This window comes from Streptomyces sp. NBC_00344 (assembly GCF_036088315.1).
Lineage (GTDB): Bacteria > Actinomycetota > Actinomycetes > Streptomycetales > Streptomycetaceae > Streptomyces.
In genome coordinates this window covers 3,756,412-3,779,458 of sequence record NZ_CP107996.1, presented here as the reverse complement: position 1 = coordinate 3,779,458, position 23,047 = coordinate 3,756,412, and the positions used below count along the sequence as shown (strand labels likewise).

Below are 23,047 nucleotides of genomic sequence, written 5' to 3'. Positions count from 1 at the left end.
GTGTCCTCAGCCGACGTGGGTATGGCCTGGGGGTGCCCCCGACCGCAGGTTGGGGGAGTGCCGGGCGCGACGCCTTGACCGGCCCCTTCCGTGACGACTGGTCGAGTCAGCATCCCGGGCCCGGCACACCAAGTACCGCTCCGGGAGAATTACCTCCGGAAGACCGGGGAATTCAGGAGCGCAACATGCCGCAGCGCCCGGCGGCACATGGAAGTGATCCATGTGGTCATCGGGCACCACGGCATCAATACGTCAGGACGCGAGGACCTCGTCGAGCAGAGCCTCGGCCTTGTCCTCGTTGGTGTTCTCCGCAAGAGCGAGCTCGCTCACCAGGATCTGGCGGGCCTTGGCGAGCATGCGCTTCTCACCTGCGGACAGTCCACGCTCACGCTCACGGCGCCACAGGTCGCGAACCACCTCGGCGACCTTGATGACATCGCCGGATGCGAGCTTCTCGAGATTTGCCTTGTAGCGGCGGGACCAGTTGGTGGGTTCTTCTGCATACGGTGCACGAAGCACCTCGAAGACCCGGTCCAGCCCTTCCTGACCAACCACGTCGCGTACGCCTACGAACTCCGCATTGTCCGCCGGCACACGAACAGTCAGGTCGCCCTGGGCGACCTTGAGCACCAAGTAGGTCTTGTCCACGCCTTTGATCTGGCGAGTTTCGATAGCCTCGATCAGCGCGGCCCCGTGATGGGGATAGACCACGGTGTCGCCAACCTTGAACGTCATGTGACAGGTACCCCTTCCGTGGCTATCCAGGGTAACACGGATACAGCTTCTACTGAATGGTGTTTTCGCAGGTCAGGGCATATCTCGGGGCTTGACAACAGCAACACGAACGTGCTGCGGAAGGCTTCCGGAACGCGGTATTCGCAGGTGGGAGCAGCTCTACGGGCGGGAAGAAACGCGTACGTTACAACGATCCCGACCCCTCCCCGAGGGGTTGAACGTCCCGATTTGCCGCATTCGAAACGGTGAACTTCGCCACCGCCGTTCGATCTTCGATCACTCATACGGACGCAATCCGGAATTGATCACTGTGCGCCGGAAGAGTGTTTTCCGTAAGGAATGCGTGGCGGCCCGGAGAATTGATCACCGGTGATATGCGAACGGTTCATGAAGCACCGGGCCGGCCGGCAGGCAGGACCGGAACCCCCGCATGGGGCGGGTCGGGTGCGGGGCCATCGGGACGGCTCGGTAACCTGAGCGCGCTGACACACCCTCGGGGCAGCTGCACGCGGCCCTGTTCCAGCCCTCCTGTCCGTAACGTCCTAGGAGTTGCCGCAGCCGTGAGCCTCCCCCAAACGCCGTCCGGGGGTGCCCCCCGCCTTCGGCGTGGCGCCATCGCCGCTTCTGCCATCGTGGTCTCGGTCGCCGCCCTGTCCGCCTGTGGCGCCGGCAACAACGCCCAGTCGCTCGAGGTCAAGCCGGACAACGCCGCCGCGACCGTGGGTGACATCAAGGTCCAGAACGCAACGGTGATCACCCAGCCGAAGAGCGGCGCTCCTGGCCCGGCCGTCATCACCGCCACGGTCTTCAACAACGGCTCGAAGAGCCAGACGCTGGACAGCGTCCACGTGACGGGCTCCGGCTCGCCGGTGAAGCTCTCCCCCGCCAAGGGCGCCGGACCGCTCGTGGTCCCCGCACACGGATCGATCCTCATCGGGGGCAGGAACCACCCCTCAGCGGTGATCGCCCAGGGCCGCGCTGCGGCGACGGACGGCAACGCCCAGCGGCTGGTCTTCAACTTCAGCGACACCGGCCAGGTCGCGCTGCTCGCCTACGTCGTCCCGGCGACCAGCTACTTCAGCGGCTACGGCCCGAGCGCCCTGCCCGCGACGCCCAAGCCCAGGCCTTCGGTGAGCCGGTCGCAGCCGGGTTCGGCCACGCCGTCCGGCACCGCCACCCCTTCGGGCACCGCCACCCCTTCCGGCGCGGCGACCCCTTCCGGTTCGCCGTCCCCGTCCGGCTCGCCGAGCGCCTAGGCCGGAGCAGCTGACACCCGTACAGCGAGGTGCCCCCGCCGGACATCCGGCGGGGGCACCTCCGTATGCACAGCCTGTCTACGGCTCGAACTTGTAGCCCAGACCGCGCACCGTGACCAGGTACCGGGGCGCCCCCGGGTCCGGCTCCACCTTGGCGCGCAGCCGCTTCACGTGGACGTCGAGGGTCTTGGTGTCACCGACGTAGTCCGCGCCCCAGACCCGGTCGATCAGCTGCATCCGGGTCAGCACCCGGCCCGCGTTGCGCAGCAGCATCTCCAGCAGGTCGAACTCCTTGAGCGGCAGATCGACCTTGGCGCCGGAGACCGTGACCACATGACGGTCCACGTCCATCCGGACCGGGCCGGCCTCGAGGGCGGCCGGTGAGACCTCCTCCGGCTCACCCCTGCGCCGCAGCACGGCGCGGATACGGGCGACGAGTTCGCGTGAGGAGAAGGGCTTGGTCACGTAGTCGTCGGCTCCTATTTCCAGGCCGACCACCTTGTCGATCTCGCTGTCCTTGGCGGTCACCATGATCACCGGGACATTGGAGCGCCCACGCAGCTGGCGGCAGACCTCGGTGCCGGGCAGCCCGGGCAGCATCAGGTCGAGCAGCACGAGATCGGCGCCGTTGCGCTCGAACTCGTCGAGCCCATCGGGGCCCGTGGCCGCGATCGCGACCTCGAAGCCTTCCTTGCGGAGCATGTAGGACAGGGCGTCGCTGAAGGATTCCTCATCCTCGACGACGAGCACTCGGGTCACGGAAGGACCTCCGGGGCAGGAATGGGATCAGGAGTAAGGAAGGTCTCGTACGGCTGGTCGTCGTCGGGGTCGACGGCGTCCGGTTCTTGATCCTGGCGGTCGGGGCGTTCTTGATCCGGGCGGCCGGCGCGGTGGGTCGCGGCACCGGCTTCCGGCAGGCGCAGGGTGAAAGTGGAGCCCTGTCCCTCCGAGCTCCACACCGTGACCTCCCCGCCGTGCGAGGCGGCCACGTGTTTGACGATGGCGAGGCCGAGTCCGGTGCCGCCGGTGGCCCGGGAGCGGGCCGGGTCGACACGGTAGAAGCGCTCGAAGACCCGCTCGCGGTCCTTCTCCGAGATCCCGAGTCCCTGGTCGGTCACGGCGATCTCGATGAGGTCCCCGCCGGGTGCGGCGACCCGCCGTGCGGCGATACCGACCCGGGTGCGGTCCTGTGAGTAGTTGACGGCATTCTCGACGAGATTGCCCAGCGCTGCGGCGAGCTGGCTCCGGTTTCCCCATACGTAGAGGCCTGCGGTGCCGCCCGCGGTCATGCTGATCTGCTTGGTTCCTGCCTGGTGGCGGCAGCGGTCGATGGCCTCGGCGGCCAGGACGTCCACCCTGACCGGCTCGGCGTCCTCCAGCGGGTCGTCGTTCTGGACCCGTGAGAGATCTATCAGCTCTTGGACCAGATTGGTGAGCCGGGTGGCCTCGATCTGCATCCGGCCGGCGAAACGGGTCACCGCCTCGGGGTCCTCGTTGGCCCCCATGACCGCCTCGGAAAGCAGTGAGAGGGCTCCGACCGGGGTCTTGAGCTCATGGCTGACATTGGCGACGAAGTCGCGCCGCACCGCCTCGATACGGCGCGCCTCCGTGAGGTCCTCGACGAGCAGCAGCACCAGCCTGGATCCCAGCGGCGCGACCCGGGCGGAGACCGCCAGGGCCTCGCCGCGCCCGGTGCCCCTGCGCGGAAGGTCCAGCTCGACCTGGCGGATCTCACCGTCCCTGCGGGTGTCGCGGGCCATGTTCAGCATGGGCTCGACGGCCAGTTTCCCGCCCCTGACCAGGCCCAGCGCATACGCGGCCGAGCTCGCCTTGACCACCGAGTCGCTCTCGTCGAGCACCACGGCCGATGAGCTCAGCACGGAGAGAACGGTGTCGACTCCGGGCGGCAGCACATCATCGGTGTGCAGTGAGGTGCGGGTGGGGCGAGCCTGGTCGCGTTCGCTCCAGCGGAACGCCAGCATGGCGATCACACCGGTGCACAGCCCGGCGATCGCGCTTGCTGCGGCGACCGCCGCGTTCACGTCCATGCCTCAAGGTTATGCGGGCCGGCCGGCACTTCCCCAGCCATAAGAGTGTCTGCTCGAACGTTCGTCGCCCAGAGTTCACCGAGGGGATAGGACCGGTTCACCTGGCATGACGGAAACGGACGCGTGACGGCCGCACCGTGGGAGCGTGGGGGTCAGAGACCTCAGGCTGTGTCGGCCGCCGCTGTGCCGGCTGTACGAAGAGAGGGACATCGATGAGGGACGCGTACCACGAGGAACTGGACTCGATCGGCGAGGGCCTGGTCGAGATGGCCCGGCTCGTCGGATCGGCGATCGGCCGGGCCACGACCGCGATCCTCGACTCCGATCTGAAACTCGCCGAGAGCGTGATCGCCGCCGACCAGAGGGTCGACGACCTCCAGCACGAGCTGGAGGCGCGGGCCATCGCGCTGCTGGCCCGCCAGCAGCCGGTCGCCACCGATCTGCGGATCGTGGTCACCTCACTGCGGATGAGCGCCGACCTTGAGCGCTCGGGGGACCTGGCCCAGCATGTCGCCAAACTGACCAGGCTCCGTTACCCCGAGCGGGCGGTGCCGCACGATCTGCACGCGACCATCCTGGAGATGGGGCAGCTGGCGCAGCGGCTGATGGTGAAGGCGGCAGAGGTCATCATCACCAAGGACGTCGACCTCGCGCTCCAGCTGGAGAACGACGACGACGCGATGGACCTGCTGCACCGCTCCCTCTTCCAGCATCTGATGGACGACCGCTGGAAGCACGGCATCGAGACGGCGGTCGACGTGACCCTGCTCGGCCGCTACTACGAGCGGTTCGCCGACCACGCGGTCTCGGTGGCCAAGCGCGTGGTGTACCTGGTCACCGGCGAGCACGCCGACGAACTCCAGGCGGCTCCGGCGTCGGTCGAGGGGGCGTGAACGGCGCGTCTGCGCGTGTGCGCCGTTGATGCGCCCCGCCGGGCTGGGTATGGGATGGGCGCAGGCAGCACGCCCTCGTATGCCGATCAGGAGGAACCCATGGCAGATTCCCCCGTCACCGAACCCCAGCCGAAGGCCCCTGTCCAGGTGCACCATCTGCGCGTCCTCGCCGCCTGCGGCTGCGGCTCGGGCTGCGGATGCGGATGCCAGTCGGGAGCGCCGTGTCAGTGCGGCGGCTGTCACTGAGGGATCCGTACAGCGATCCGTACGGCCGGGAGGGGTCCCGTGCACCGGTGGAAACCGGCGGACGGGGCCCTCACCAGGTCATGAGGGTTACTTCTTCTCGGCCGGACCGGTCGACGGGCGGCATACCGGTCGCCACAAGGCCGTAGGAGGGCGGCGTCCAGAGCCTCGCCGCTGGTATGGGCGCGGCGGGGATAGCCTCTGGCCATGCCGAGCTTCGAGATCACACCGATAGGTACGGTCCGGAACGAGCGGACGGATGTCCAGCACACGGACAACTGGGGTGCCGTCCGCAGCACGATCACCATCGACGAGCGCTTCGGCGAGGCATGCCTCCAGGGGCTGGAGGGCTTCTCCCACGTGGAGGTCCTCTTCATCTTCGACCAGTTCCCGGAACACGACGACTACCGCGAACCCCGCCCTTACCGCGGCCGCTCCGACCTCCCGTCCGTTGGCGTGTTCGCCGGCCGCGGCCCCCGCAGACCGAACCGCATCGGGGTGACGTGCTGCGCCATCGAATCCGTCCACGGCCGCGCATTGACGGTGGTGGGCCTCGACGCGGTCTCGGGCACCCCGGTCATCGACCTGAAGCCGGCCATGGCGGAGTTCTGTCCCGTGAACATCACGCAGCCGGAATGGGTGAGCGGCCTGATGTCGGAGTACTTCCAGCCGTAGGCAGGGGCCCGGGGGCGAAGTTCAACGCTTCGCCCGGCAGGGGCGTTTCAAGGGTCAGCAGCAGACGGCTGCGCGAGCCGGGCGGGTGCCGACTGGATTCTCTTGCCAGCGGCGGGGCGGCCCGCACGGCATTGTCTCCCACGTGTGCGGCCTCGCGGCCGGATCACACCTGCCGGTTCGGCAGCACGATCACTTGGCGCAGGTTGACGTGCGCGGGTCGGCTGACGACATACCCGATGAGGTCGGCGACATCCTCCGGCGCCAGGGTGCCGATCGCCTCGTACATGTCCCCGAGTTGTGATGACAGCTCCGGGTTGTCGAGGTGTTGATCGAGCTCGGTCCTGGTCAGCCCTGGCTCGATGTTGGTGACGCGGACGTCGCGCGTGCCGAGTTCGGTGCGCAGTGTTGCCGACAGGTGGGTGAGCGCGGCCTTGGTCGCCCCGTACACGGCGTACTGGGGGAATGTCACGTGCGCGCCGTTCGATGAGATGTTGACCAGATCGGCCGGCCGCCGCTCGGCCGCCGCGGCGACGAGGTCGGCTGTGAAGGCGCGGATGATCCGCAGCGCACCCGTCAGATTGGTGTCGATCATGCGGGACCACTCGTCGATCCGGCCGTCGTCGACCGGGTTGGGCAGCATGACGCCGGCCGAGTTCACCACCAGGTCGACAGGACCGTACGCATGGTGGATCCGGTCGGCGGCCGCGTCTACGGAGGCGCCGTCGGTGACGTCGACCGGTACGGCCAGCGCCTGTCCGCCGGCTGCGGCGATGCTTTCAGCCAGCTCGTCCAGCCGGTCCGCGCGGCGGGCCAGCAGCGCCACCCGGGCGCCGTTCGCCGCGAGTAGCCGGGCGGTGGCCTCCCCCATGCCGCTGGCGGCTCCGGTGACGACTGCGGTACGGCCTAGGTTGTCGTAGCTCATGCGACATGCTCCCTGAGGTGGTGGTGCTGGGTATGTCCTGCTGACGCCCTTCACCGTGCTGCCGATCGCGACGGCCACCCAGGGCCGTGCTGTTCCTGGGTCTGCTGCCCGTACCAGGCTCGGGTGCCCCCCCACCATCTGGACTGCTGCCATAGATACAGGTCCGAGCGGGTACCCGCAGTCGCGCCGCGCCCGGATCCAGCCGGACGACGTGAGCCTGCCCTCAAGCGGGCGACAGCGGTGCGGGGCTGCGCCGCGAGGAGGTCGCCCAGCTCGCCGGGCTGAGCGTGGACCAGCACCCGGTCCGCTGCATCGCGCCTTTCAAGGCTGAACGTGCAACTGAGTGCCGGGGATCCGTAACGCGTGGTCCGGGACTCACGCTGAAGGTGTACGCCCACCTCATGCCCAGCAGTCGTGACCGTGCTCGGAAGGCTCTTGGTGCGGCTCTGCGGCCGGACGAACCTCTGCACTGAGGGCCCAGCCGGGGCCCGGAACAGGAATCAGCCCCTGACCTGCAACGTAAATGCAGGTCAGGGGCTGATCGCTATTTCTGTTACTTCTTGCCCTGGTTCTTGACCGCCTCGATGGCCGCGGCGGCCGCGTCCGGGTCGAGGTAGGTGCCGCCGGCCTTGACCGGGCGGAATGCGGCGTCCAGTTCGTACGCGAGCGGGATGCCGGTCGGGATGTTGAGCCCGGCGATGTCCTCGTCCGAGACGCCGTCGAGGTGCTTGACCAGCGCGCGCAGCGAGTTTCCGTGCGCCGCGACCAGTACCGTGCGGCCGGTCAGCAGGTCCGGGACGATGCCGTCGTACCAGTAGGGCATCATGCGGACGACGACGTCCTTGAGGCACTCGGTCCTCGGGCGGAGCTCCGGCGGGATGGTCGCGTAGCGCGGGTCGTCGCTCTGCGAGAACTCCGTGCCGTCCTCGAGGACGGGCGGCGGGGTGTCGTAGGAGCGGCGCCACAGCATGAACTGCTCCTCGCCGAACTCCGCGAGCGTCTGCGCCTTGTCCTTGCCCTGGAGTGCGCCGTAGTGGCGCTCGTTCAGGCGCCAGGAGCGGTGCACCGGGATCCAGTGGCGGTCCGCGGCCTCCAGCGACAGCTGGGCCGTGCGGATGGCGCGCTTCTGGAGCGAGGTGTGCACGACATCGGGGAGCAGGCCGGCGTCCTTGAGCAGCTCACCGCCGCGGACCGCCTCCTTCTCGCCCTTCTCGGTCAGGTTGACGTCCACCCAGCCGGTGAACAGGTTCTTTGCGTTCCATTCGCTCTCGCCGTGGCGGAGGAGGATCAGCTTGTACGGTGCGTCGGCCATGGCCCCCAATCTAATCCACCCGATCCATGGCCATGGATTGACGCCCTGCGTCAATTGACTGGCGGCCGGGACCCCCGGCTATGTAATCTCCCAGAGTCCTGAGTGACGCTTACACATCCGCTGCTGTTCCTGTCGCACTCCTGGGGGATTCCGATGGCCGTCGCCCGTCTCCGGCGCGCCGTACACGAGAGCGTTTCGGGCTTGCCCCGGGAGTTCTGGTGGCTGTGGACCAGCACGCTGATCAACCGGCTCGGTGCGTTCGTCGCCACCTTCATGGCGCTCTATCTCACCCTGGACCGGGGGTACTCGGCCTCCTACGCGGGCCTGGTCGCCTCCCTGCACGGCCTGGGTGGCGTGATCTCCTCGCTGGTCGCCGGAGTCATGACCGACCGGCTCGGCCGGCGGCCCACCCTGCTGGTGGCCCAGGTCTCGACAGCGTTCTGTGTCGCGCTGCTCGGCTTCATGCGGGACCCGGTGTCGATCGCCGCGGTGGCCTTCCTGGTCGGCATGACATCCAACGCCTCGCGCCCCGCCGTGCAGGCGATGATGGCGGACATCGTGAAGCCCGAGGACCGGGTCCGGGCCTTCTCCCTCAACTACTGGGCCATCAACCTGGGGTTCGCTGTCTCGTCCGCCGGGGCGGGCTTCATCGCCCAGTACAGCTACCTCGCGGGCTTCATCGGAGAGGCGGCACTGACGCTGGCCTGCGCGGTCGTGGTGTTCCTCAAGCTGCCCGAGTCCCGCCCGGTGCGCACCGCGGTGGAGAAGACGACCGACGCGGCGGTCCGGATGAGCACGGTGCTGCGCGACGGCCGTTTCATGAGCGTGGTCGGGCTGTCCTTCGTGGTCGCCCTGCTCTTCCAGCAGGCATCGGTCGGTCTGCCGGTGGCGATGGGCGAGGACGGCTTCAACAGTGCCGACTACGGCTCGGCGCTGGCCGTCAACGGCGTACTGATCGTCGCCCTGCAGATCCCGGTCACCCGCTTCATCGAACACCGGGACCCGCGCCGGCTGCTGATCATCTCCTCGGTGCTCGCGGGGTACGGCTTCGGCCTGACCGCTTTCGCCGGCTCCATCGCGGTGTACGCCCTGACGGTCTGTGTATGGACCCTCGCCGAGATCGTCAACGCCCCCACCCAGACGGGCCTGGTGGTCAGGCTCTCCCCGCTTCACGGCCGGGGCCGCTATCAGGGGATGTACACGATGTCATGGGCGGTCGCCGCGCTGGTCGCCCCGCTGATGTCCGGCCTGGTGATCGACCACTTCGGCGCGGAGTGGCTGTGGGGGACGTGCGCGGCGCTGGGCACGGTGGCGGGTTTCGGCTACTGGCTGCTGCTGCGGGGGCTGCCCGCCGTACAGGCCGCTCCCGGGACGGTGCTCTCTCCAGCGGAGATCGCGGACGTCGTCGAGGCCGTGGAGATCGCGGAGACCGTGGTGCCGACGGAGCCCCCGGCCCGGGCCGGCATGGCGGACCCGGCGGGCGCACCCACCGGCTAGCCCGGCACGTCCGGCGCAGATCAGGCCGGGCGGATCAGGCGGCGCCGGATCAGCCCGGCCCCGGACCAAAGGACCGGGCGAGGGGCGATCAGGCCGGGGCGGTGTCCTGGCCCGTCGGGTGCGGCGCCGTCTCCGGCCTGGACGTCACCCGGGTGCCCGGGTGGAAGTACGAGCAGATGAACGCGACGACCAGGGCGCCCGCCATGCCGTAGAAGACCGCCCTGTTGGCTTCGGCGAAGTCCATCCGGACCGAGCTCATGGCATCCCGGGTCGCGGTCGCGACCGGCCCCGACCCCGTGGGCCGGCGGGCGTCCGCATTCCCGGTGACGGCCTCGGCGACCTGGCGGGCGGCGCTCCTCGCCGGCCCGGACGGGATCCCCCTGGCCTGGAGGGTGTCGGCGACCCGGTTGGTGGTGACATGGGTGAGGACCGTGCCGAACACGGCGAGCCCGACGCTCGCCGCATAGTTGCGCACCGTCTGCGTGATGCCGGTGACCTCGCCGTACGACGCTCCGATCGCCCGGTTGACCGCGTCCGTTGAGGCCGGGGCCAGCAGCAGTCCGATGCCCGCACCGGCCAGCGCCGCGTACGGCCACTGGTCGTGCATCGAAAGCGTCGTCAGCTTGCCGGCCCACAGGGCGAACCCGACCGCGCCGAGCGCCGATCCGAGCTTCAGCGCCGGGCGGGCTCCGCGCTTGTCCAGGATGCGGCCGCCCCACTGGGAGGCGAGGCCGAAACCGATGAAGAAGTACAGCAGGTAGAGCCCCGCCTGGTTCGGTGATGCGCTGAGAGACACCTGCGCGTACACGGAGGCGAAGAAGAACACCGGGACGAACGCGAGCATGGAGAAGAAGAGCACCAGCACATCGACGGTGAAGGCCCTTTCCCTGAACACCTCGAGCCTGATCAGCGGAACCCTGGCCCGTCGTTCGTAGACGCAGAACAGCACCAGGACGAGCAGTCCGCCCACGATGCAGAGCCAGGTGGTGACGCTGCTCCAGCCCCACGCCGACGCCTGCTGCAGACCGAGCACGCTCAGCCCCATCCCGGCGGCCACCAGCACCGCACCCGGGACGTCGAGCGGATCGCGGCGGGACACCTGCGGAATACGGGCCATGAGCGTCAGTACGAGCGCGATGACAGCGATGGGCACGTTCACCCAGAAGATCGCGCGCCAGGTCCAGTCGGTGAGCCAGCCGCCGAGGATCGGGCCCACGGCGGTGAGCGCGCCCGAGAGACCGAAGAACAGGGCCAGCGCGCGCCCGCGGCGGTCCACCGGGAAGACGGCGACGACCACGGCGAGGGCCGCCGGGAACATCAGCGCCGCTCCGACACCCTGGGTGGCCCGGAAGATGATGAGCCAGGTCTGGGCGAAGTCCCCCGTGGGGACCGCTCCGCACAGCACCGACGAGACCACGAAGACCACGGTGCCGATCAGCATGACGCGGCGGTGCCCGAAGATGTCGGACAACCGCCCGCCGAGCGCGAAGAAGGCGGCCAGGGTCAGCAGATAGGCGTTGATCACCCACTGCATCCCGGAAGAGGACAGACCGAGTTCGTCGATGATGTCCGGCGCGGCGATGGCCACGATGGTCTGGTCGATGAACGTCATGGAGACGGCGAACAGCATGGCCGCCAGCGTCAGGGTCTGGTTCGGTGCGGGCCCTGAGCCGGCCGTTCCGGCACCGGGGGACGAGGAGTCCGGTACGTGCCCTTCAGCGCTCATACCGGCATGTTCTCCCGGGTCCGATCAGCCCGCACCCCCGGCGGCCCGCGCCGGGACCGTGGCGGCTACGGCCGCAGGCCCCGCTGCGCCTCGTGCAGGTTGCCCGGCCGCACGGCCTCCGGCGTGCCGTACGCCTCCAGTCGCGCGTGCAGATCTCCGGTGAAGTCCGGCACGTCGATCTGGCCGAACGGGCTGACCGTGCTGATGCCGACGCTCGCGCTGTACGGCGCGAGGCCGTCGATCTTCATCAGCCCCTCGCGGCCGTTGGTGACCCTGATGTTCCAGTGGGTGAACCGGGCGCCGAAGAGGGGTCCTGCCGAAGCGTCGCCGCCGTGCTGGCCGGTGTTGTCGACCGTGATGTCGGTACGGACATTGGCGAACGGCAGACCGCGGTGCGAGTCGAAGGTGCCCATCTCCATCTCGCCCCGCGACCAGACGTTGTGACTGGAAAGCCCCTCCACATTGATGCCGTGGAGCTGGGTGCCGGCCGGCGCCGGGACGGTGCGCCGGGCAATGGCGAAGTCCTCGACGAGGTTGTCGTGCGAGCCCTCGCGGCAGAAGTACGGGTGGTGGGAGCCCCGGCCCTCGACGCGGGTGCGGCGCAGGGTGGTGGCGGACGCGGCGACCAGACCGAAGCCGTTGTCGACGTTGCGGACGACGACGTCGTCCGCCCAGCAGTCGTAGGCGCACTGGAAGGTGACGCCGTTGTAGCCCTTGTCGAGCAGATGCTGCGACTGGGGCGTGAGCACCGCCTCCAGGGTGAGCCCCTCGACAGCGGACCCGGTCAGCGGCGCGACATGGGTGGTGAGCCGGGGATCCCACTCCGGGCGGATGTCCAGCGGGAGCGGCCGCTCCAGAGTGAGCCGGTGTCCGTGCACGGCCGTGACGCGCACCGGCCATTCGTACGGCACATACGAGGTCAGCTTGGTCTTGTCGTCCCAGAAGTACGCCTCGGGGCCCGGGCCGCCACCCGACATGTGTTCCAGCAGGGTGTGATCCGCGTCGTCGGCGAGGCGCAGCAGTACGAGGTCACCGCGGCCGGTACCGCGGGTGTCGTGGACGGTGATGGTGTGGTCGCCCCGGAGTCCCGGGGCGACGGTGGTGAGGGTTTCCCACTCGTCGCGCTTGTTGCCCGTCCATCCCTCGAAAGGCCACTCCTGTTCCCTGATCGCGCCGGTCAGTGTGGCGAACCGGTCCGCCGGGCAGAGCCAGATGAGTCCTCCGGCCCAGGACCAGGAGGACTTGTCGCCTCCGTAGCGTGAGCCGTACGGGCCGATCAGCTCGGTGAGGCTTCTGGTCGCGTGGAGCGTGGTGCGACCGCTGCCCGCGCCCCGCACGACGACGTTGCTGTGACCGATCCGGATCAGGCCGTCGATCCGGAACGTCCCCTCCGGGATGAGGACCGTGCCACCGCCGCGTTGGCCGGCAGCGGCGATGGCACGGTTGATCGCGGGCGCGGAGTCGCGCTCGCCGGTGGGATCGGCGCCGTGGACCACGACATCGGCGACCACCGGGCGCCGTGGGAAGCGGAGCTCGCCGGTGCGGCGGCCCGCCCGTCCGATGTACGGGATCTGCGGGTGGGTGTAGGGGGCCCTGGCGAACTCCCGCCAGATGGCGGTCTCCCCGGGTGGGCGACGGGATGCGGCCACTGCTGTTCCCCCCGGTGCGGCGATGGCGGCCACAACCGCTGTCGCGCTGCCCAGCAGTCCTCGCCTGCTGATGTTCCCCATGAGCCCACCTTTCATGGATGTGAACAATATTCATATCTACGTTGGCGGTGAGCATGCCAGAAACAGCGGGGACCGCGGAAGAGGTGCGACAGCATGAGGCGGCAGCGTGGTGCGACAGCGTCCGCGGCCGGAGAAGTGCGGCGGCCGCGGAAGGGCGGGCGCTCAGCGGTGGCGAACACCCGGTTTACCGGCGCCCGTGGGGCAGCAGCGATGCGCGCGGGCGGCTGGGATGCGGCCGGGATGCCGGGACCGAAGGCCACAGCCGTTCCGGGCGGCCGGCGATCGGTGCCGCCGTTCGGTGCCGACGGCCGGCGGATCCGATCCGCCTCCCGGACATCAGAGTCCCGACGTCAGAATCCCGACATCAGAGTCCCGACCTCTGAGGCACGTCGGCGCCGGGAATCGTCGCCCGCGAAGCGAACCCGGGAACGCGTGGCCGTGCTGCCGCTCCCGAGCTCAGCCCGCGGTTCCTCCGGTCAGATGGGTGAACGCGTCCAGGTTCCGGGTCGACTCCCCGCGGTCCACCCGCCAGGCGTACTCGCGCCGAATCGCGCTCGCGAACCCCAGCTCCAGCAGTGAGTTGAAGGGTCCGTCCGCCGCCTCGAGAACCGACCCCAGCAGGCGGTCGATCTCGTCCGGCGTCACCACCGTCAACGGCAGCTTCCCCACCAGATAGATGTCGCCGAGCGAGTCGATCGCGTAGCTCACCCCGAACAGCCGGAGATTTTGCTCCAGAAGCCACCGGTGCACCCCGGCCTCGTTCTCGTCCGGATGCCGGATCACGAAGGCGTTGACGGACAGCGAGTGCTTCCCGACGATCAGCGAGCAGGTGGTGGAGAGTTTCCGGGTGCCGGGGAGTTTGACCACGTAGGACCCCGGTTCCGGGGACTCCCATTCCAGCTCGGCGTCCTTGAACGCCTGCTCGATGACCCGTTGTACGTCGGTCGCGTCAGCCATGGTGCGAGCGTACGCGCCTGCGGTGCTCGTGCATCGCGGCCGTGTAGACGTCCGCCGTCGCGGACGCCGCGGTGTCCCAGCCGAAGCACTGGGCGTGCCGGGCGGCCGCGTCGCCCATCCGGTCGACCAGGTGCGGGGCGTCGAGGAAGCGGCGCAGGGCGGCCGCGTACTTGGCCGGTTCGTGGCCGGGGACCAGGAAGCCGGTGGACCCTTCGCGCACGGCGACAGGCAGCCCGCCGACCTCCGCGGCGATCACCGGTGTGCCGGTCGCCTGAGCCTCTATGGCGACCAGTCCGAAGGACTCGTTGTACGAGGGCATGACCAGGACCGAAGCGGCACGGAACCAGTCGGCCAGCTGGTCCTGGCCGACCGGCGGGCGGAAGCGGACGATGTCCGCGATGCCCAGCATGGCCGCCAGCTTCTGCAGCCCCTCCGGCTTGGCGAGACCGCTGCCGGACGGGCCGCCCACCACCGGAACCACCATGCGCGAGCGCAGCGACGGGTCCTGTTCGAGCAGGACCGCCACCGCGCGCAGCAGGATGTCGGGGGCCTTGAGCGGCTGGATGCGGCCCGCGAAGAGAGGGATGAAGGCGTCCTGCGGCAGACCGAGTCTGGCCCGCGCGGCAGCGCGGCCGTCGGCCTTGCGGAACCGGTCGAGGTTCACGCCGGGATGAACGACCGCGACCTTGCCCGCCTCGGCCTCGTAGTGGCGGACCAGTTCGTCCGCCTCTTCGGCGGTGTTGGCGACCAGCCGGTCGGCGGCCCGCACGATCTGCGTCTCGCCGATGACCCGGGCGGCCGGCTCGGGTGTGTCGCCCGCCGCGAGCGCCGCGTTCTTGACCTTGGCCATGGTGTGCATGGCGTGCACCAGCGGCACACCCCAGCGGTCGGCCGCCAGCCAGCCGACGTGTCCGGAGAGCCAGTAGTGGGAGTGGACGAGGTCGTAGTAGCCGGGCCGGTGGCCGGCCCAGGCCTGCATCACGCCGTGGGTGAAGGCGCACAGCTGGGCCGGCAGCTCCTCCTTGGCAAGGCCCTCGTACGGGCCCGCGTCCACATGGCGCACCAGCACCCCGGGCGCAAGCTCCACGAGTGGCTCAAGGCCGCCTGTGGTGGCCCGGGTGAAGATCTCGACCTCGATGTTGATCGCGGCCAGCCGCTTGGCGAGTTCGACGATGTAGACGTTCATCCCGCCCGCGTCGCCGGTACCCGGCTGGTGCAGCGGCGAGGTGTGCACGCTCAGCATGGCGACCCGGCGCGGCTTGCGGTGCCCGGGGAACATCAGCCTCGGGGGACGCGCGGGTGCACCGATTCGGCCGCCGAGCCTGGACACGTACTGGCTCACGTGGGCGGTCCTCTCCTCACGGTGCGCGGACATGGTCAGGCGGCGCGGCACTCGTACCCCGCCACGGTGCTGAAACAGCGCAAGGGCCTGGCACATTTCCGCTTTGCCGAATAATTACCTTGACACGGCTCACATATCCTCGGCACATGGCTCAGCCCTCCCCCCGCCCGGTCGGCGCCGTGACCCGTGGGACCACCAACCCCAACCGGCTGCGTCGTATGGACCGCTGGATCGCCGCCGTGCAGGGCCCGGCCCTGCGCCGCTCGGGCGACCCGCTGGCGGTGGATCTGGGGTACGGAGCCGCCCCCTGGACCGCCGTGGAGCTGCTGCAGCGGCTGCGAGGTCCTGCGCCGGCCTGCGAGGTCATCGGCGTCGAGATCGAACCGGCCAGGGTCGCAGCGGCCAAGCCGTACGAACGGCAGGGGCTGAGTTTCCGGCACGGCGGCTTCGAGGTCCCGCCGGCCGGCCGGCGTCCCGCGCTGATCCGGGCGGCCAACGTGCTGCGGCAGTACGACGAGGGTGAGGTCGCCGCCGTCTGGCAGCGGCTGTGCGCACGGCTGGCACCGGACGGGCTGCTGGTGGAGGGGACCTGCGACGAGATCGGGCGGCGGCACGTCTGGGTCGCGCTCGGCCCCGAGGGCCCGCGCACGGTCACCTTCGCGACCCGTCTCGGCTCCCTGCACCAGCCGTCCGACCTGGCGGAGCGCCTCCCCAAGGCGCTGATCCACCGCAATGTGCCGGGTGAACCGGTGCATGCCTTTCTGCGGGACTTCGACCGCGCCTGGGCGTCGGCGGCGCCCTACGCCTCGCTCGGCGCCCGGCAGCGCTGGATAGCGGCCGTCCGCGCCGTCTCGGGCAACTGGCCGGTGGCGGACGACGTCCGCAGATGGCGGCAGGGCGAGATCACCGTGAAGTGGGCCGCGCTGGCACCGCGGCCGGGAACCTGAGCGGCCCCCGGTTCGTCGGAGGTGTCGGAGGGGCACGAGGAGGCCGGCGCGACTGGGGAGTTGTTGTGCCCCTCTGTCGCATTCGCGGCGGCCGTGGCAGCATCTCGCCAGCGCCACTCATGTTACTGACGGTAAATCAGCTCTGGAGGGGGAGCCTGTGACCCGACGCCGTAGCGTCGCCGCTGCCATCACCCTGGTCTGCACGCTGACCGTGCTGGCAGCGCCCGGCCTTGCGTACGCCGACCCCCAGCCACCCCCGGCCGCCGCGACGGCGCAGGCCGGCGACCGGACGGCCGCCGCCCCGGAGAAGAGCCTCGAAGAGGTGAGCAAGGAGGTCGACGCCCTCTACCGGAAGGCGGGCGCCGCCACCGACGCGTACAACCTCGCCAAGGAGCAGGCCGACAAGCAGTCGTCGCTGATGGTCGAACTGGCCCAGGACATGGTCAGGGGCCAGACGAAGATCGATCTGCTGAAGCAGCAGGTGGGCGTCGAGGCCCGCGCCCAGTACCGGGACGCCGGGCTGCCGCCCGAGGTCCGCCTGATGCTCAGCGGGGACCCGTCGAAGTTCCTGGAAGGCGCCACCCGGCTGCGCGCCGGCCAGCATGCGCAGCACACCCTGCTGAGTCAACTGACCACAGCACAGCAGGACTTGAAGGAATACACCCGGGACGCGAACTCCCAGTGGCAGAAGCTGGAGGCCAACCGCGCCCGGCAGGCCAAGTCCAAGAAGGACATCGAGAAGAAGCTCGCCGCGGCCAAGAAGCTCGAATCGGGCCTGCAGAAGAAGGAACTCGCGCAGCTGGCCGAGCTGGAGCGGCAGCAGGCACAGAAGGCGCAGACCGCCTGGCTGAACTCCGGCATCCTCAGGGAGATCGACAACAAGGCCGGCCCGCTGGGCAAGAAGGCCGTCGCCTTCGCGACGAAGCAGATCGGCAAGCCCTACGTGTGGGGCGCCGAGGGCCCGAAGTCCTACGACTGCAGCGGACTCACCTCACAGGCGTGGGCCGCGGCCGGACACCCCATACCGCGCACCTCGCAGGAGCAGTGGAAGCAGCTGCCGCACGTGGCGGTGCGGGACATGCGCCCCGGCGACCTGATCATCTACTTTTCGGACGCGACCCATGTCGGCATGTACATAGGCGGCGGGATGATGGTGAACGCCCCGCGGCCCGGCAGGGACGTCACCATCGGTGGCGCCGGCTCCATGCCCATCCTGGGTGTGGTGCGCCCGGACGCCTGAGTTGCGTACGTCACGTACCCGCGGAGCGCCGTCGCAGTGACGTTCATCATGGCCGCACCCGGCGCCAAACCGTCGCATGCGTGGTGGGAGACGGCATATGCCCCCGGCCGATCTTCCCGCACCATTCCGCTGTGGCCCCGCCAACCGCTATGGTCCCCGTCTGGTGGGACGTCGACTGGCGTTCCACCGCGCCCTCGGGGGGAGGGAAGGAAACCGAAGCGATGGAGAGCGGTCAGGCCGTTCTGCCCCACCAGACCAGGGGACCGGACTCGACCGGCAGCACCGATCTCACGCTGCTGGTGATCGAGAACGACCCCATGGGCACTTTCACGGTCCCGGAGATGCTCGACGCGGCCGGCAAGCGGGTGCGCGTGCGTACCGCCCGCAACCTCACCGAGGCCGAGCGGCTGCTCACCGACGATGTTCACTGCATCCTGCTCGACCTGGCACTGCCGGGCGCCGATGCCGACGACGAGCTGTCCGTGCTCCGGCACATCCTCCGGCTCGCACCGGGCCACGCCGTGCTGGCGCTGGCCTCGTCCGCGCACGAGGAGCGGGCCGCAGAAGCGGTCCGGGTCGGCGCTCAGGACTATCTGCTCCGCGACGAGCTGGACGGCAGGCTGCTGAACCGCGCCATCCGGTACGCCGTGGAGCGAAAACGCGCGGACACCGCGCACCACAAACTCGCCGAGTCCCGGCTGCGCGCCCAGGAGAACGCCCGCCTGGAGCGCGGCCTGCTCCCGACGCCGCTGCTCGAAGGCTCGGACCTGCGCTTCGCCGCGCGATACCGTCCCGGACGCTCGCGTGCGCTGCTCGGCGGCGATTTCTACGATGTGGTCCGCACCCCGGACGGCACCGTGCACGCGATGATCGGCGACGTCTGCGGCCACGGCCCGGACGAGGCCGCGCTCGGCGTCGAGCTGCGCATCGCCTGGCGGGCGCTGACACTGGCCGGGCTCTGCGGGGACCAGCTGCTCTCCACGATGCAGCAGGTGCTCGAACACGAGCGGGAGAGCGAGGAGCTCTTCGCCACGCTCTGCACGGTGGACATCGCCCCGGACGGCCGCCGGGCCGGACTCTGCCTGGCCGGTCACCCCGCCCCGCTGGTCTCCCGCGAAGGCGGGACCGCCCAGCTGCTCCCCTTCGAGGACGGGGGGCCCGCCCTCGGTCTGCTGCCGCGCGCCCGCTGGCCGCGCCGCCAGGTCGAGCTCGGCGGGTCCTGGAATCTGCTCATGTACACCGACGGACTGATCGAGGGCCGTATCGGCCAGGGCACCCAGCGGCTCGGCCAGGAGGGCATGGTCGAGATGATTGACCGGCAGCTGACGGCGGGGTTGCGCGGCGAGAGCCTGCTGGAGACGGCGGTCGCCGAGGTGCGCGAGCTGAACGGCGGCGAACTGACCGACGATGTGGCGGTCCTGCTGCTGGAGCGCAGGCGCTAGCCGTACCGCTAGCGGCCACCGTTGTAGGGGCCGTAGGGCCCGTCGCTGCTGGAGCCACCGCTCTTGCGGCCGCCGCCGCTGATCTGCCGGACCGCCGGTCGCACGTCGACCATGTACACGATGGTCGCCACCAGCCCGATCACCGGCAGGAACGAAAGAATCGAGAACAGCCAGTTCACGACGAACGCGATGGCGAGAATGATCAGCCAGAACGGCTTGGTCTGCTTGCTCGCCGCGCGATACGCGTCCTCACGGCGGATCGCCGCGTCCACCAGCGCGAAGCCGCTGAAGAGGATCAGCGCCAAGCTCAACAGCGACATGAATCCCGCGAAACCCTGCATAAGCACTGCGCCCACCACCGCCTGATCGACCGGCCATCTACATGGCCACGCTACCCGCAGAACAGGCCGGACACCGAGAAGGTGTCCGGCCTGTGACTCGCGGACCTGTCCGCCGCCGCGCCGCTACTTCGCGGTGGGAGGCGAGGCCTTCTTCGCGGTCGTGGCCCCGCGCGGAGCGGGAGCCGACTTGCCGGCCGGGGCAGGCTTGGCATCGGCCTTGACGGTCTTGGGTGCGGCCTTGACCGTCCCCGCCTTGGGCTGCGGCTTGGCCTCGGCCCTGGGCTGCGGCTTGGCCTCCACCTTGGTGGGCGTCTTGGCCTCGACCTTGGTGGGCGTCCTGGGCGCGGGCTTCGGGACGGGCTTCGCCGCCACCCGCTCCGGCTCGACGGCCGCGGCGAAGTCGACGATCTCCTCGGACGCCTCGCCACGCCACTGCCGCACGGTCTGCTCACCGCGTTCGGCGACCTTCTCGTACGCCTCGCGCGCCTTGACCGCGTACTCCGCGGCAACACCCACGCTCCGCAGCGCCAGATCCTGTGCGTTCTCGCCGAACTTCTTCAGGTCCGTGTCGAAGGAGCCGAACACCTCGGTCACCTTGGCGGTGACGGTGGCCTGCGCCTCCTTGGCCTGCGACGTGACCCTGTCCGAAACGGACTTCGGGTCGGTGTTGCGCACCGCGTCGATACGGGCCGGCGCCTCGGCCTGCAGCTTCTCGATCAGCGCCGGAACCTTCCGGGCCTGCTCGACGGCGAAGTCGGCCGTACCCGCGGCGAAGTAGAGCGGGGTCGGGTCGGTGAGGGTCTTGCGCAGGTCATCGGTGATGGCCATGACTGTGGTCCTCCCGGATCAGTTCTGTTCGTACGTCTGGTCGTGCTTCTGGTCGTGCTTCCGTTCGCGATGCGGGGCGTGTTTCCCGTCGTGCTCCGCGGGTTGCCCGGCATCACTGCCGTCCGCGTCACGGCCGGCAGCCGCATCCGCCGTGCGGGGTGAATCCGCCTCGGGTCCGTTCTCCTTGCGGAAGGACTCGTAGATCTGGAGCAGCACCTGCTTCTGGCGCTCGGTTATGGAGGGGTCGGCCAGGATGACGGCGCGCGTCTCCAGCTCGTCCCGCTCCCGCTCATCGAGGATCCCGGCCTGGACGTACAACGTCTCGGCGGAGATACGCAGCGCCTTGGCCAGCTGCTGCAGAATGTCCGCGCTCGGCTTGCGGAGTCCGCGCTCGATCTGACTGAGATACGGATTCGACACCCCGGCGGCGTCGGCGAGCTGACGCAGGGACAGCTGCGCGGTGCGCCGCTGTTCGCGCAGATACTCGCCGACATTGCCGACGTTGAGTGATGCCATGACACGATGCTGCACCCGCAGCGCTAACTTTTGCAAGCAGACGCTTGCAAAAGTGTTCTACACCACCCGTTCGGCGGGGTGACTCGCAGCCGCCGCCCCGTCTGGGGGACGGATAGACAGTCCGGCCCTCCGTAAACATGGGTGGCTGGGTTCCGGTCACATGGCGACAGGTTCCGGACAGCGCCACTACGGGATCCCGCCGGGCCGGCGGACCTGAACGTCGGCGGGGGTGGCCGCTGCCACGGCGCCGGGGAGGGTGAGACGCAGGTCACCTTCGTTCGTGTCACAACGCGCGGGTGCTGTTCGGTCCTAGGGGTGTAACCACCGACGACGACACAGGAGTGCACCATGGAAGCTCGGTTGAACGTCATGGCCAGCCCGGTCGCAGCCAAGGCCATGAAGCACATCATCGCCGCGGCCGGCGCGCTCGCGGACTCGACGCTGCCGGCCGCGACGCGAGAACTGGTGATGCTCCGCGCCAGCCAGATCAACGGCTGCGCCGGATGCATCGACATGCACACCAAGGACGCCGCCGCGGCCGGGGAGACCGCGGTGCGGCTCAACCTGGTCGCGGCCTGGCGGGAGGCCAAGGTCTACACCGACGCCGAGCGCGCCGCCCTGGAGCTGGCCGAGGAGGGGACCCGCATCGCGGACGCGGCAGGCGGCGTATCGGACGAGGTGTGGGCGAACGCCGCCAAGCACTACGACGAGGACCAGCTCGCCGCCCTGGTGACCCTCATCGCGGTCATCAACGCCTTCAACCGCGGAAACGTCATCACCCAGCAGCCCGCCGGGGACTACCAGGTCGGCCAGTTCCACTGACAGACGGCCGCCCGCGCCGTCCGGCGAGCGGCGACAAGCGGCAGCACACGCCCCGGGCACCGCCGCGCGGCGCCCGGGGTGCGCTTCCGGCCGTCGGCGGTCCGACTGCCGTTCATCCAGGCCCCGTTGGCACCGAATACGGTGGGGGGATGGGAAACGACCGCCGGCTCCGCCGCCTTACCGCCGGCGACACCACCTGGCTGTGGTCGGTGCGTCACCGGCACGGGGACTGCCGGGAAATACTCTCCCTGCACAAGGAGGGCGCGGACACCGTTCTGAGGATCGTCTTCCGTGCCGGCGCAGGCCGCTTCGTCGCGGAAGGGGCCTGGTACGCGGGCTGCGTCATGACAGACCATGGCGACCTGCTCAATCTCCGTGAACCGCGTGTTGTCCGCGGGCTCCTGGAAGTGGCCCGGGGGCACGGCGCGTTGCCCGTCGCTCCAGGTGAGACGGAACTGGACGGATGGCTCCTCCTCGACGCACCGCCGGGTATCGGATGAACCCGGTGTGCGCACCGCACTGCCCCGCCCCGACCGGTCGGTTCACTCATCGAACCAACGTGGGATACGGTGTCGCCTGATTCCGCAGGCCTCGTGAAGGGTGCACGCTCATGAAGATTCTCGTCGTCGGAGCCGGGGCCACCGGGGGCTGGTTCGGAGGCCTGCCGGCCGATGCAGGGCTGGATGTCACCTTTCTGGTCCGCCCCGGACGCGCCGCGGTCCTGCGGGAAAGGGGGCTGCGTATCACCGGTCTGGGCACCGATCTGACGGTCACTCCGAGGCTGGTCACCGCCGGCGAACTCACCGGTCCCTACGGCCTGGTGCTGTTCTCGGTGAAGTCCACTGCGATCGGGCAGGCAATCGAGGACGTCTCCCCGGCGATCGGCCCGACGACCGCGATCGTCCCGCTGCTCAACGGCATGGCGCACATCGGCGAACTGAACGCGCGCTTCGGCGAGCGGGCGGTGCTCGGCGGCGTGGCCATGATCGTCACCACTCTGAACGACCATGGAGACATCGTCCGCCTCGCCCCGATGGCGAATCTGACCATCGGCGAACAGGGCGGCGGGCCCTCCGCCCGGGTGGACGAGATCCATGCCCTGCTGAGCGGAGCGGGGGTGGAGGTGCACACATCGGACGACATCACCGCCGAGATGTGGCACAAGTGGGTCTTCATCACCGCGGTCGGTGCGCTGACCTGTCTGATGCGCGGCACGGTCGGCGATGTCACCGCCGTCCCCGGCGGAGCCGGGCTCGGCCCCGCCATTCTGGCGGAGGCCGCCGCCGTGGCGGCTGCCTCCGGCAACCCGGTGCCGAAGGAGAAGATCGCCTTCGCCGAGGAGCTGCTGACCCGGGCCGGCAGTCCGTTCGCCTCGTCCATGTACCGCGATGTCGTCGAGGGCCGGCCGACCGAGGTCGAGCACCTCTTCGGCGACCTGCTGACCCGCGCCCGCGCCCTGTCCGTGGCCACGCCACTGCTGGATCTGGCCACCATGCATCTGCGCGTCCATCAGCACCGCACCGCCGGGGACTGACTGATCCCGGGCGCCCGGCCGGACCGGCTCGCCCCCCTCGG

At 69.7% G+C, this 23,047-nt stretch carries 22 protein-coding genes; 10 read left to right on the top strand and 12 right to left on the bottom strand.

Annotation, left to right across the window (positions count from 1 at the left end; all coding sequences use genetic code 11):
• Positions 1-252: 252 nt before the first annotated feature.
• Positions 253-735, bottom strand: coding sequence for a CarD family transcriptional regulator (locus OHS16_RS17060; RefSeq protein WP_006380568.1), 483 nt, complete (start codon positions 733-735; stop codon positions 253-255).
• A 560-nt stretch (positions 736-1,295) separates the two neighbouring features.
• Here OHS16_RS17060 and OHS16_RS17055 point away from each other — a divergent pair.
• Positions 1,296-1,991: a DUF461 domain-containing protein gene (locus OHS16_RS17055; RefSeq protein ID WP_328538063.1), complete on the top strand. Its 696-nt coding sequence runs from the start codon at positions 1,296-1,298 to the stop codon at positions 1,989-1,991.
• Positions 1,992-2,069: 78 nt separating this feature from the next.
• On the opposite strand, the gene OHS16_RS17050 is transcribed toward OHS16_RS17055, so the two are convergent.
• Both OHS16_RS17050 and OHS16_RS17045 read right to left on the bottom strand, forming a co-directional pair.
• The gene (locus tag OHS16_RS17050; protein WP_328538062.1) at positions 2,070-2,750 is read right to left on the bottom strand and encodes a response regulator transcription factor; all 681 of its coding nucleotides are present in this window, start codon (positions 2,748-2,750) and stop codon (positions 2,070-2,072) included.
• Positions 2,747-4,039: a sensor histidine kinase gene (locus OHS16_RS17045; RefSeq protein WP_328538061.1), complete on the bottom strand. Its 1,293-nt coding sequence runs from the start codon at positions 4,037-4,039 to the stop codon at positions 2,747-2,749. Before OHS16_RS17045 ends, OHS16_RS17050 begins: the two co-directional genes overlap by 4 nt.
• Before the next feature lie 212 nt (positions 4,040-4,251).
• Here OHS16_RS17045 and phoU point away from each other — a divergent pair, with 212 nt between their 5' ends.
• A complete protein-coding gene (gene phoU / locus OHS16_RS17040; RefSeq protein WP_328538060.1) occupies positions 4,252-4,932 on the top strand; it encodes a phosphate signaling complex protein PhoU in 681 nt (226 codons plus the stop codon).
• 450 nt (positions 4,933-5,382) lie between these two features.
• Complete coding sequence (locus OHS16_RS17035; RefSeq protein ID WP_328538059.1) at positions 5,383-5,850, top strand: SAM-dependent methyltransferase; 468 nt, start codon at positions 5,383-5,385, stop codon at positions 5,848-5,850.
• A 163-nt stretch (positions 5,851-6,013) separates the two neighbouring features.
• Here OHS16_RS17035 and OHS16_RS17030 read toward each other — a convergent pair whose 3' ends face one another.
• Together OHS16_RS17030 and OHS16_RS17025 are read right to left on the bottom strand one after the other, a co-directional pair.
• Entirely contained in the window at positions 6,014-6,772 is a 759-nt protein-coding gene (locus OHS16_RS17030; RefSeq protein ID WP_328538058.1) for an SDR family oxidoreductase, read from the bottom strand.
• 553 nt (positions 6,773-7,325) lie between these two features.
• A complete protein-coding gene (locus OHS16_RS17025; protein WP_328538057.1) occupies positions 7,326-8,084 on the bottom strand; it encodes a phosphoglyceromutase in 759 nt (252 codons plus the stop codon).
• 153 nt (positions 8,085-8,237) lie between these two features.
• Between OHS16_RS17025 and OHS16_RS17020 the strand changes: the two genes are divergently transcribed.
• Complete coding sequence (locus tag OHS16_RS17020; protein WP_328540875.1) at positions 8,238-9,581, top strand: MDR family MFS transporter; 1,344 nt, start codon at positions 8,238-8,240, stop codon at positions 9,579-9,581.
• Between the two features lie 88 nt (positions 9,582-9,669).
• Here OHS16_RS17020 and OHS16_RS17015 read toward each other — a convergent pair whose 3' ends face one another.
• The 4 genes from OHS16_RS17015 to mshA form a co-directional block, all read right to left on the bottom strand.
• Positions 9,670-11,307: an MFS transporter gene (locus OHS16_RS17015; RefSeq protein ID WP_328538056.1), complete on the bottom strand. Its 1,638-nt coding sequence runs from the start codon at positions 11,305-11,307 to the stop codon at positions 9,670-9,672.
• A 65-nt stretch (positions 11,308-11,372) separates the two neighbouring features.
• Positions 11,373-13,037 (bottom strand): glycosyl hydrolase family 28-related protein, encoded by a 1,665-nt coding sequence (locus OHS16_RS17010; RefSeq protein ID WP_328538055.1) that lies wholly within the window; start codon positions 13,035-13,037, stop codon positions 11,373-11,375.
• Positions 13,038-13,493: 456 nt separating this feature from the next.
• Entirely contained in the window at positions 13,494-13,994 is a 501-nt protein-coding gene (locus OHS16_RS17005) for a YbjN domain-containing protein (RefSeq protein WP_328538054.1), read from the bottom strand.
• Positions 13,987-15,336, bottom strand: coding sequence for a D-inositol-3-phosphate glycosyltransferase (mshA, locus tag OHS16_RS17000; RefSeq protein WP_328538053.1), 1,350 nt, complete (start codon positions 15,334-15,336; stop codon positions 13,987-13,989). The genes OHS16_RS17005 and mshA overlap by 8 nt, the downstream gene beginning before the upstream one ends.
• Positions 15,337-15,482: 146 nt before the next feature.
• Between mshA and OHS16_RS16995 the strand changes: the two genes are divergently transcribed.
• The 3 genes from OHS16_RS16995 to OHS16_RS16985 all read left to right on the top strand — a co-directional run bounded on the left by OHS16_RS16995 (position 15,483) and on the right by OHS16_RS16985 (position 18,965).
• On the top strand, positions 15,483-16,283 hold the full coding sequence (locus tag OHS16_RS16995) for a class I SAM-dependent methyltransferase (RefSeq protein ID WP_328538052.1): 801 nt from the start codon (positions 15,483-15,485) through the stop codon (positions 16,281-16,283).
• 157 nt (positions 16,284-16,440) lie between these two features.
• Entirely contained in the window at positions 16,441-17,523 is a 1,083-nt protein-coding gene (locus OHS16_RS16990) for a C40 family peptidase (RefSeq protein WP_328538051.1), read from the top strand.
• Positions 17,524-17,744: 221 nt separating this feature from the next.
• Positions 17,745-18,965 carry a PP2C family protein-serine/threonine phosphatase gene (locus OHS16_RS16985; RefSeq protein WP_328538050.1) on the top strand — a complete coding sequence of 407 codons (1,221 nt, stop codon included), beginning with the start codon at positions 17,745-17,747 and terminating at the stop codon, positions 18,963-18,965.
• A gap of 8 nt (positions 18,966-18,973) precedes the next feature.
• Here OHS16_RS16985 and OHS16_RS16980 read toward each other — a convergent pair whose 3' ends face one another.
• From OHS16_RS16980 to OHS16_RS16970, 3 genes are all read right to left on the bottom strand, one after another.
• Entirely contained in the window at positions 18,974-19,312 is a 339-nt protein-coding gene (locus OHS16_RS16980; protein WP_328538049.1) for a DUF2516 family protein, read from the bottom strand.
• Between the two features lie 117 nt (positions 19,313-19,429).
• Positions 19,430-20,134: a hypothetical protein gene (locus tag OHS16_RS16975; protein ID WP_328538048.1), complete on the bottom strand. Its 705-nt coding sequence runs from the start codon at positions 20,132-20,134 to the stop codon at positions 19,430-19,432.
• An 18-nt stretch (positions 20,135-20,152) separates the two neighbouring features.
• Positions 20,153-20,650: a helix-turn-helix domain-containing protein gene (locus OHS16_RS16970; RefSeq protein WP_328538047.1), complete on the bottom strand. Its 498-nt coding sequence runs from the start codon at positions 20,648-20,650 to the stop codon at positions 20,153-20,155.
• Between the two features lie 348 nt (positions 20,651-20,998).
• Here OHS16_RS16970 and OHS16_RS16965 point away from each other — a divergent pair, with 348 nt between their 5' ends.
• The 3 genes from OHS16_RS16965 (at position 20,999) to OHS16_RS16955 (ending at position 23,006) form a co-directional block, all read left to right on the top strand.
• Positions 20,999-21,472 carry a carboxymuconolactone decarboxylase family protein gene (locus OHS16_RS16965; protein ID WP_328538046.1) on the top strand — a complete coding sequence of 158 codons (474 nt, stop codon included), beginning with the start codon at positions 20,999-21,001 and terminating at the stop codon, positions 21,470-21,472.
• Positions 21,473-21,621: 149 nt separating this feature from the next.
• A complete protein-coding gene (locus OHS16_RS16960; RefSeq protein WP_328538045.1) occupies positions 21,622-21,972 on the top strand; it encodes a hypothetical protein in 351 nt (116 codons plus the stop codon).
• 110 nt (positions 21,973-22,082) lie between these two features.
• Positions 22,083-23,006, top strand: coding sequence for a ketopantoate reductase family protein (locus OHS16_RS16955; protein WP_328538044.1), 924 nt, complete (start codon positions 22,083-22,085; stop codon positions 23,004-23,006).
• Positions 23,007-23,047: the final 41 nt, after the last annotated feature.

Excerpts from the sequence above, each read along its gene's own strand:
- OHS16_RS17060 (WP_006380568.1), bottom strand. The coding sequence starts at position 735 with ATGACGTTCAAGGTTGGCGACACCGTGGTCTATCCCCATCACGGGGCC.
- OHS16_RS17045 (WP_328538061.1), bottom strand. The coding sequence starts at position 4,039 with ATGGACGTGAACGCGGCGGTCGCCGCAGCAAGCGCGATCGCCGGGCTG.
- phoU (WP_328538060.1), top strand. The coding sequence starts at position 4,252 with ATGAGGGACGCGTACCACGAGGAACTGGACTCGATCGGCGAGGGCCTG.
- OHS16_RS17035 (WP_328538059.1), top strand. The coding sequence starts at position 5,383 with ATGCCGAGCTTCGAGATCACACCGATAGGTACGGTCCGGAACGAGCGG.
- OHS16_RS17030 (WP_328538058.1), bottom strand. The coding sequence starts at position 6,772 with ATGAGCTACGACAACCTAGGCCGTACCGCAGTCGTCACCGGAGCCGCC.
- OHS16_RS17025 (WP_328538057.1), bottom strand. The coding sequence starts at position 8,084 with ATGGCCGACGCACCGTACAAGCTGATCCTCCTCCGCCACGGCGAGAGC.
- OHS16_RS17020 (WP_328540875.1), top strand. The coding sequence starts at position 8,238 with ATGGCCGTCGCCCGTCTCCGGCGCGCCGTACACGAGAGCGTTTCGGGC.
- OHS16_RS17015 (WP_328538056.1), bottom strand. The coding sequence starts at position 11,307 with ATGAGCGCTGAAGGGCACGTACCGGACTCCTCGTCCCCCGGTGCCGGA.
- OHS16_RS17010 (WP_328538055.1), bottom strand. The coding sequence starts at position 13,037 with ATGGGGAACATCAGCAGGCGAGGACTGCTGGGCAGCGCGACAGCGGTT.
- OHS16_RS17005 (WP_328538054.1), bottom strand. The coding sequence starts at position 13,994 with ATGGCTGACGCGACCGACGTACAACGGGTCATCGAGCAGGCGTTCAAG.
- OHS16_RS16995 (WP_328538052.1), top strand. The coding sequence starts at position 15,483 with ATGGCTCAGCCCTCCCCCCGCCCGGTCGGCGCCGTGACCCGTGGGACC.
- OHS16_RS16985 (WP_328538050.1), top strand. The coding sequence starts at position 17,745 with ATGGAGAGCGGTCAGGCCGTTCTGCCCCACCAGACCAGGGGACCGGAC.
- OHS16_RS16975 (WP_328538048.1), bottom strand. The coding sequence starts at position 20,134 with ATGGCCATCACCGATGACCTGCGCAAGACCCTCACCGACCCGACCCCG.
- OHS16_RS16970 (WP_328538047.1), bottom strand. The coding sequence starts at position 20,650 with ATGGCATCACTCAACGTCGGCAATGTCGGCGAGTATCTGCGCGAACAG.
- OHS16_RS16965 (WP_328538046.1), top strand. The coding sequence starts at position 20,999 with ATGGAAGCTCGGTTGAACGTCATGGCCAGCCCGGTCGCAGCCAAGGCC.
- OHS16_RS16960 (WP_328538045.1), top strand. The coding sequence starts at position 21,622 with ATGGGAAACGACCGCCGGCTCCGCCGCCTTACCGCCGGCGACACCACC.
- OHS16_RS16955 (WP_328538044.1), top strand. The coding sequence starts at position 22,083 with ATGAAGATTCTCGTCGTCGGAGCCGGGGCCACCGGGGGCTGGTTCGGA.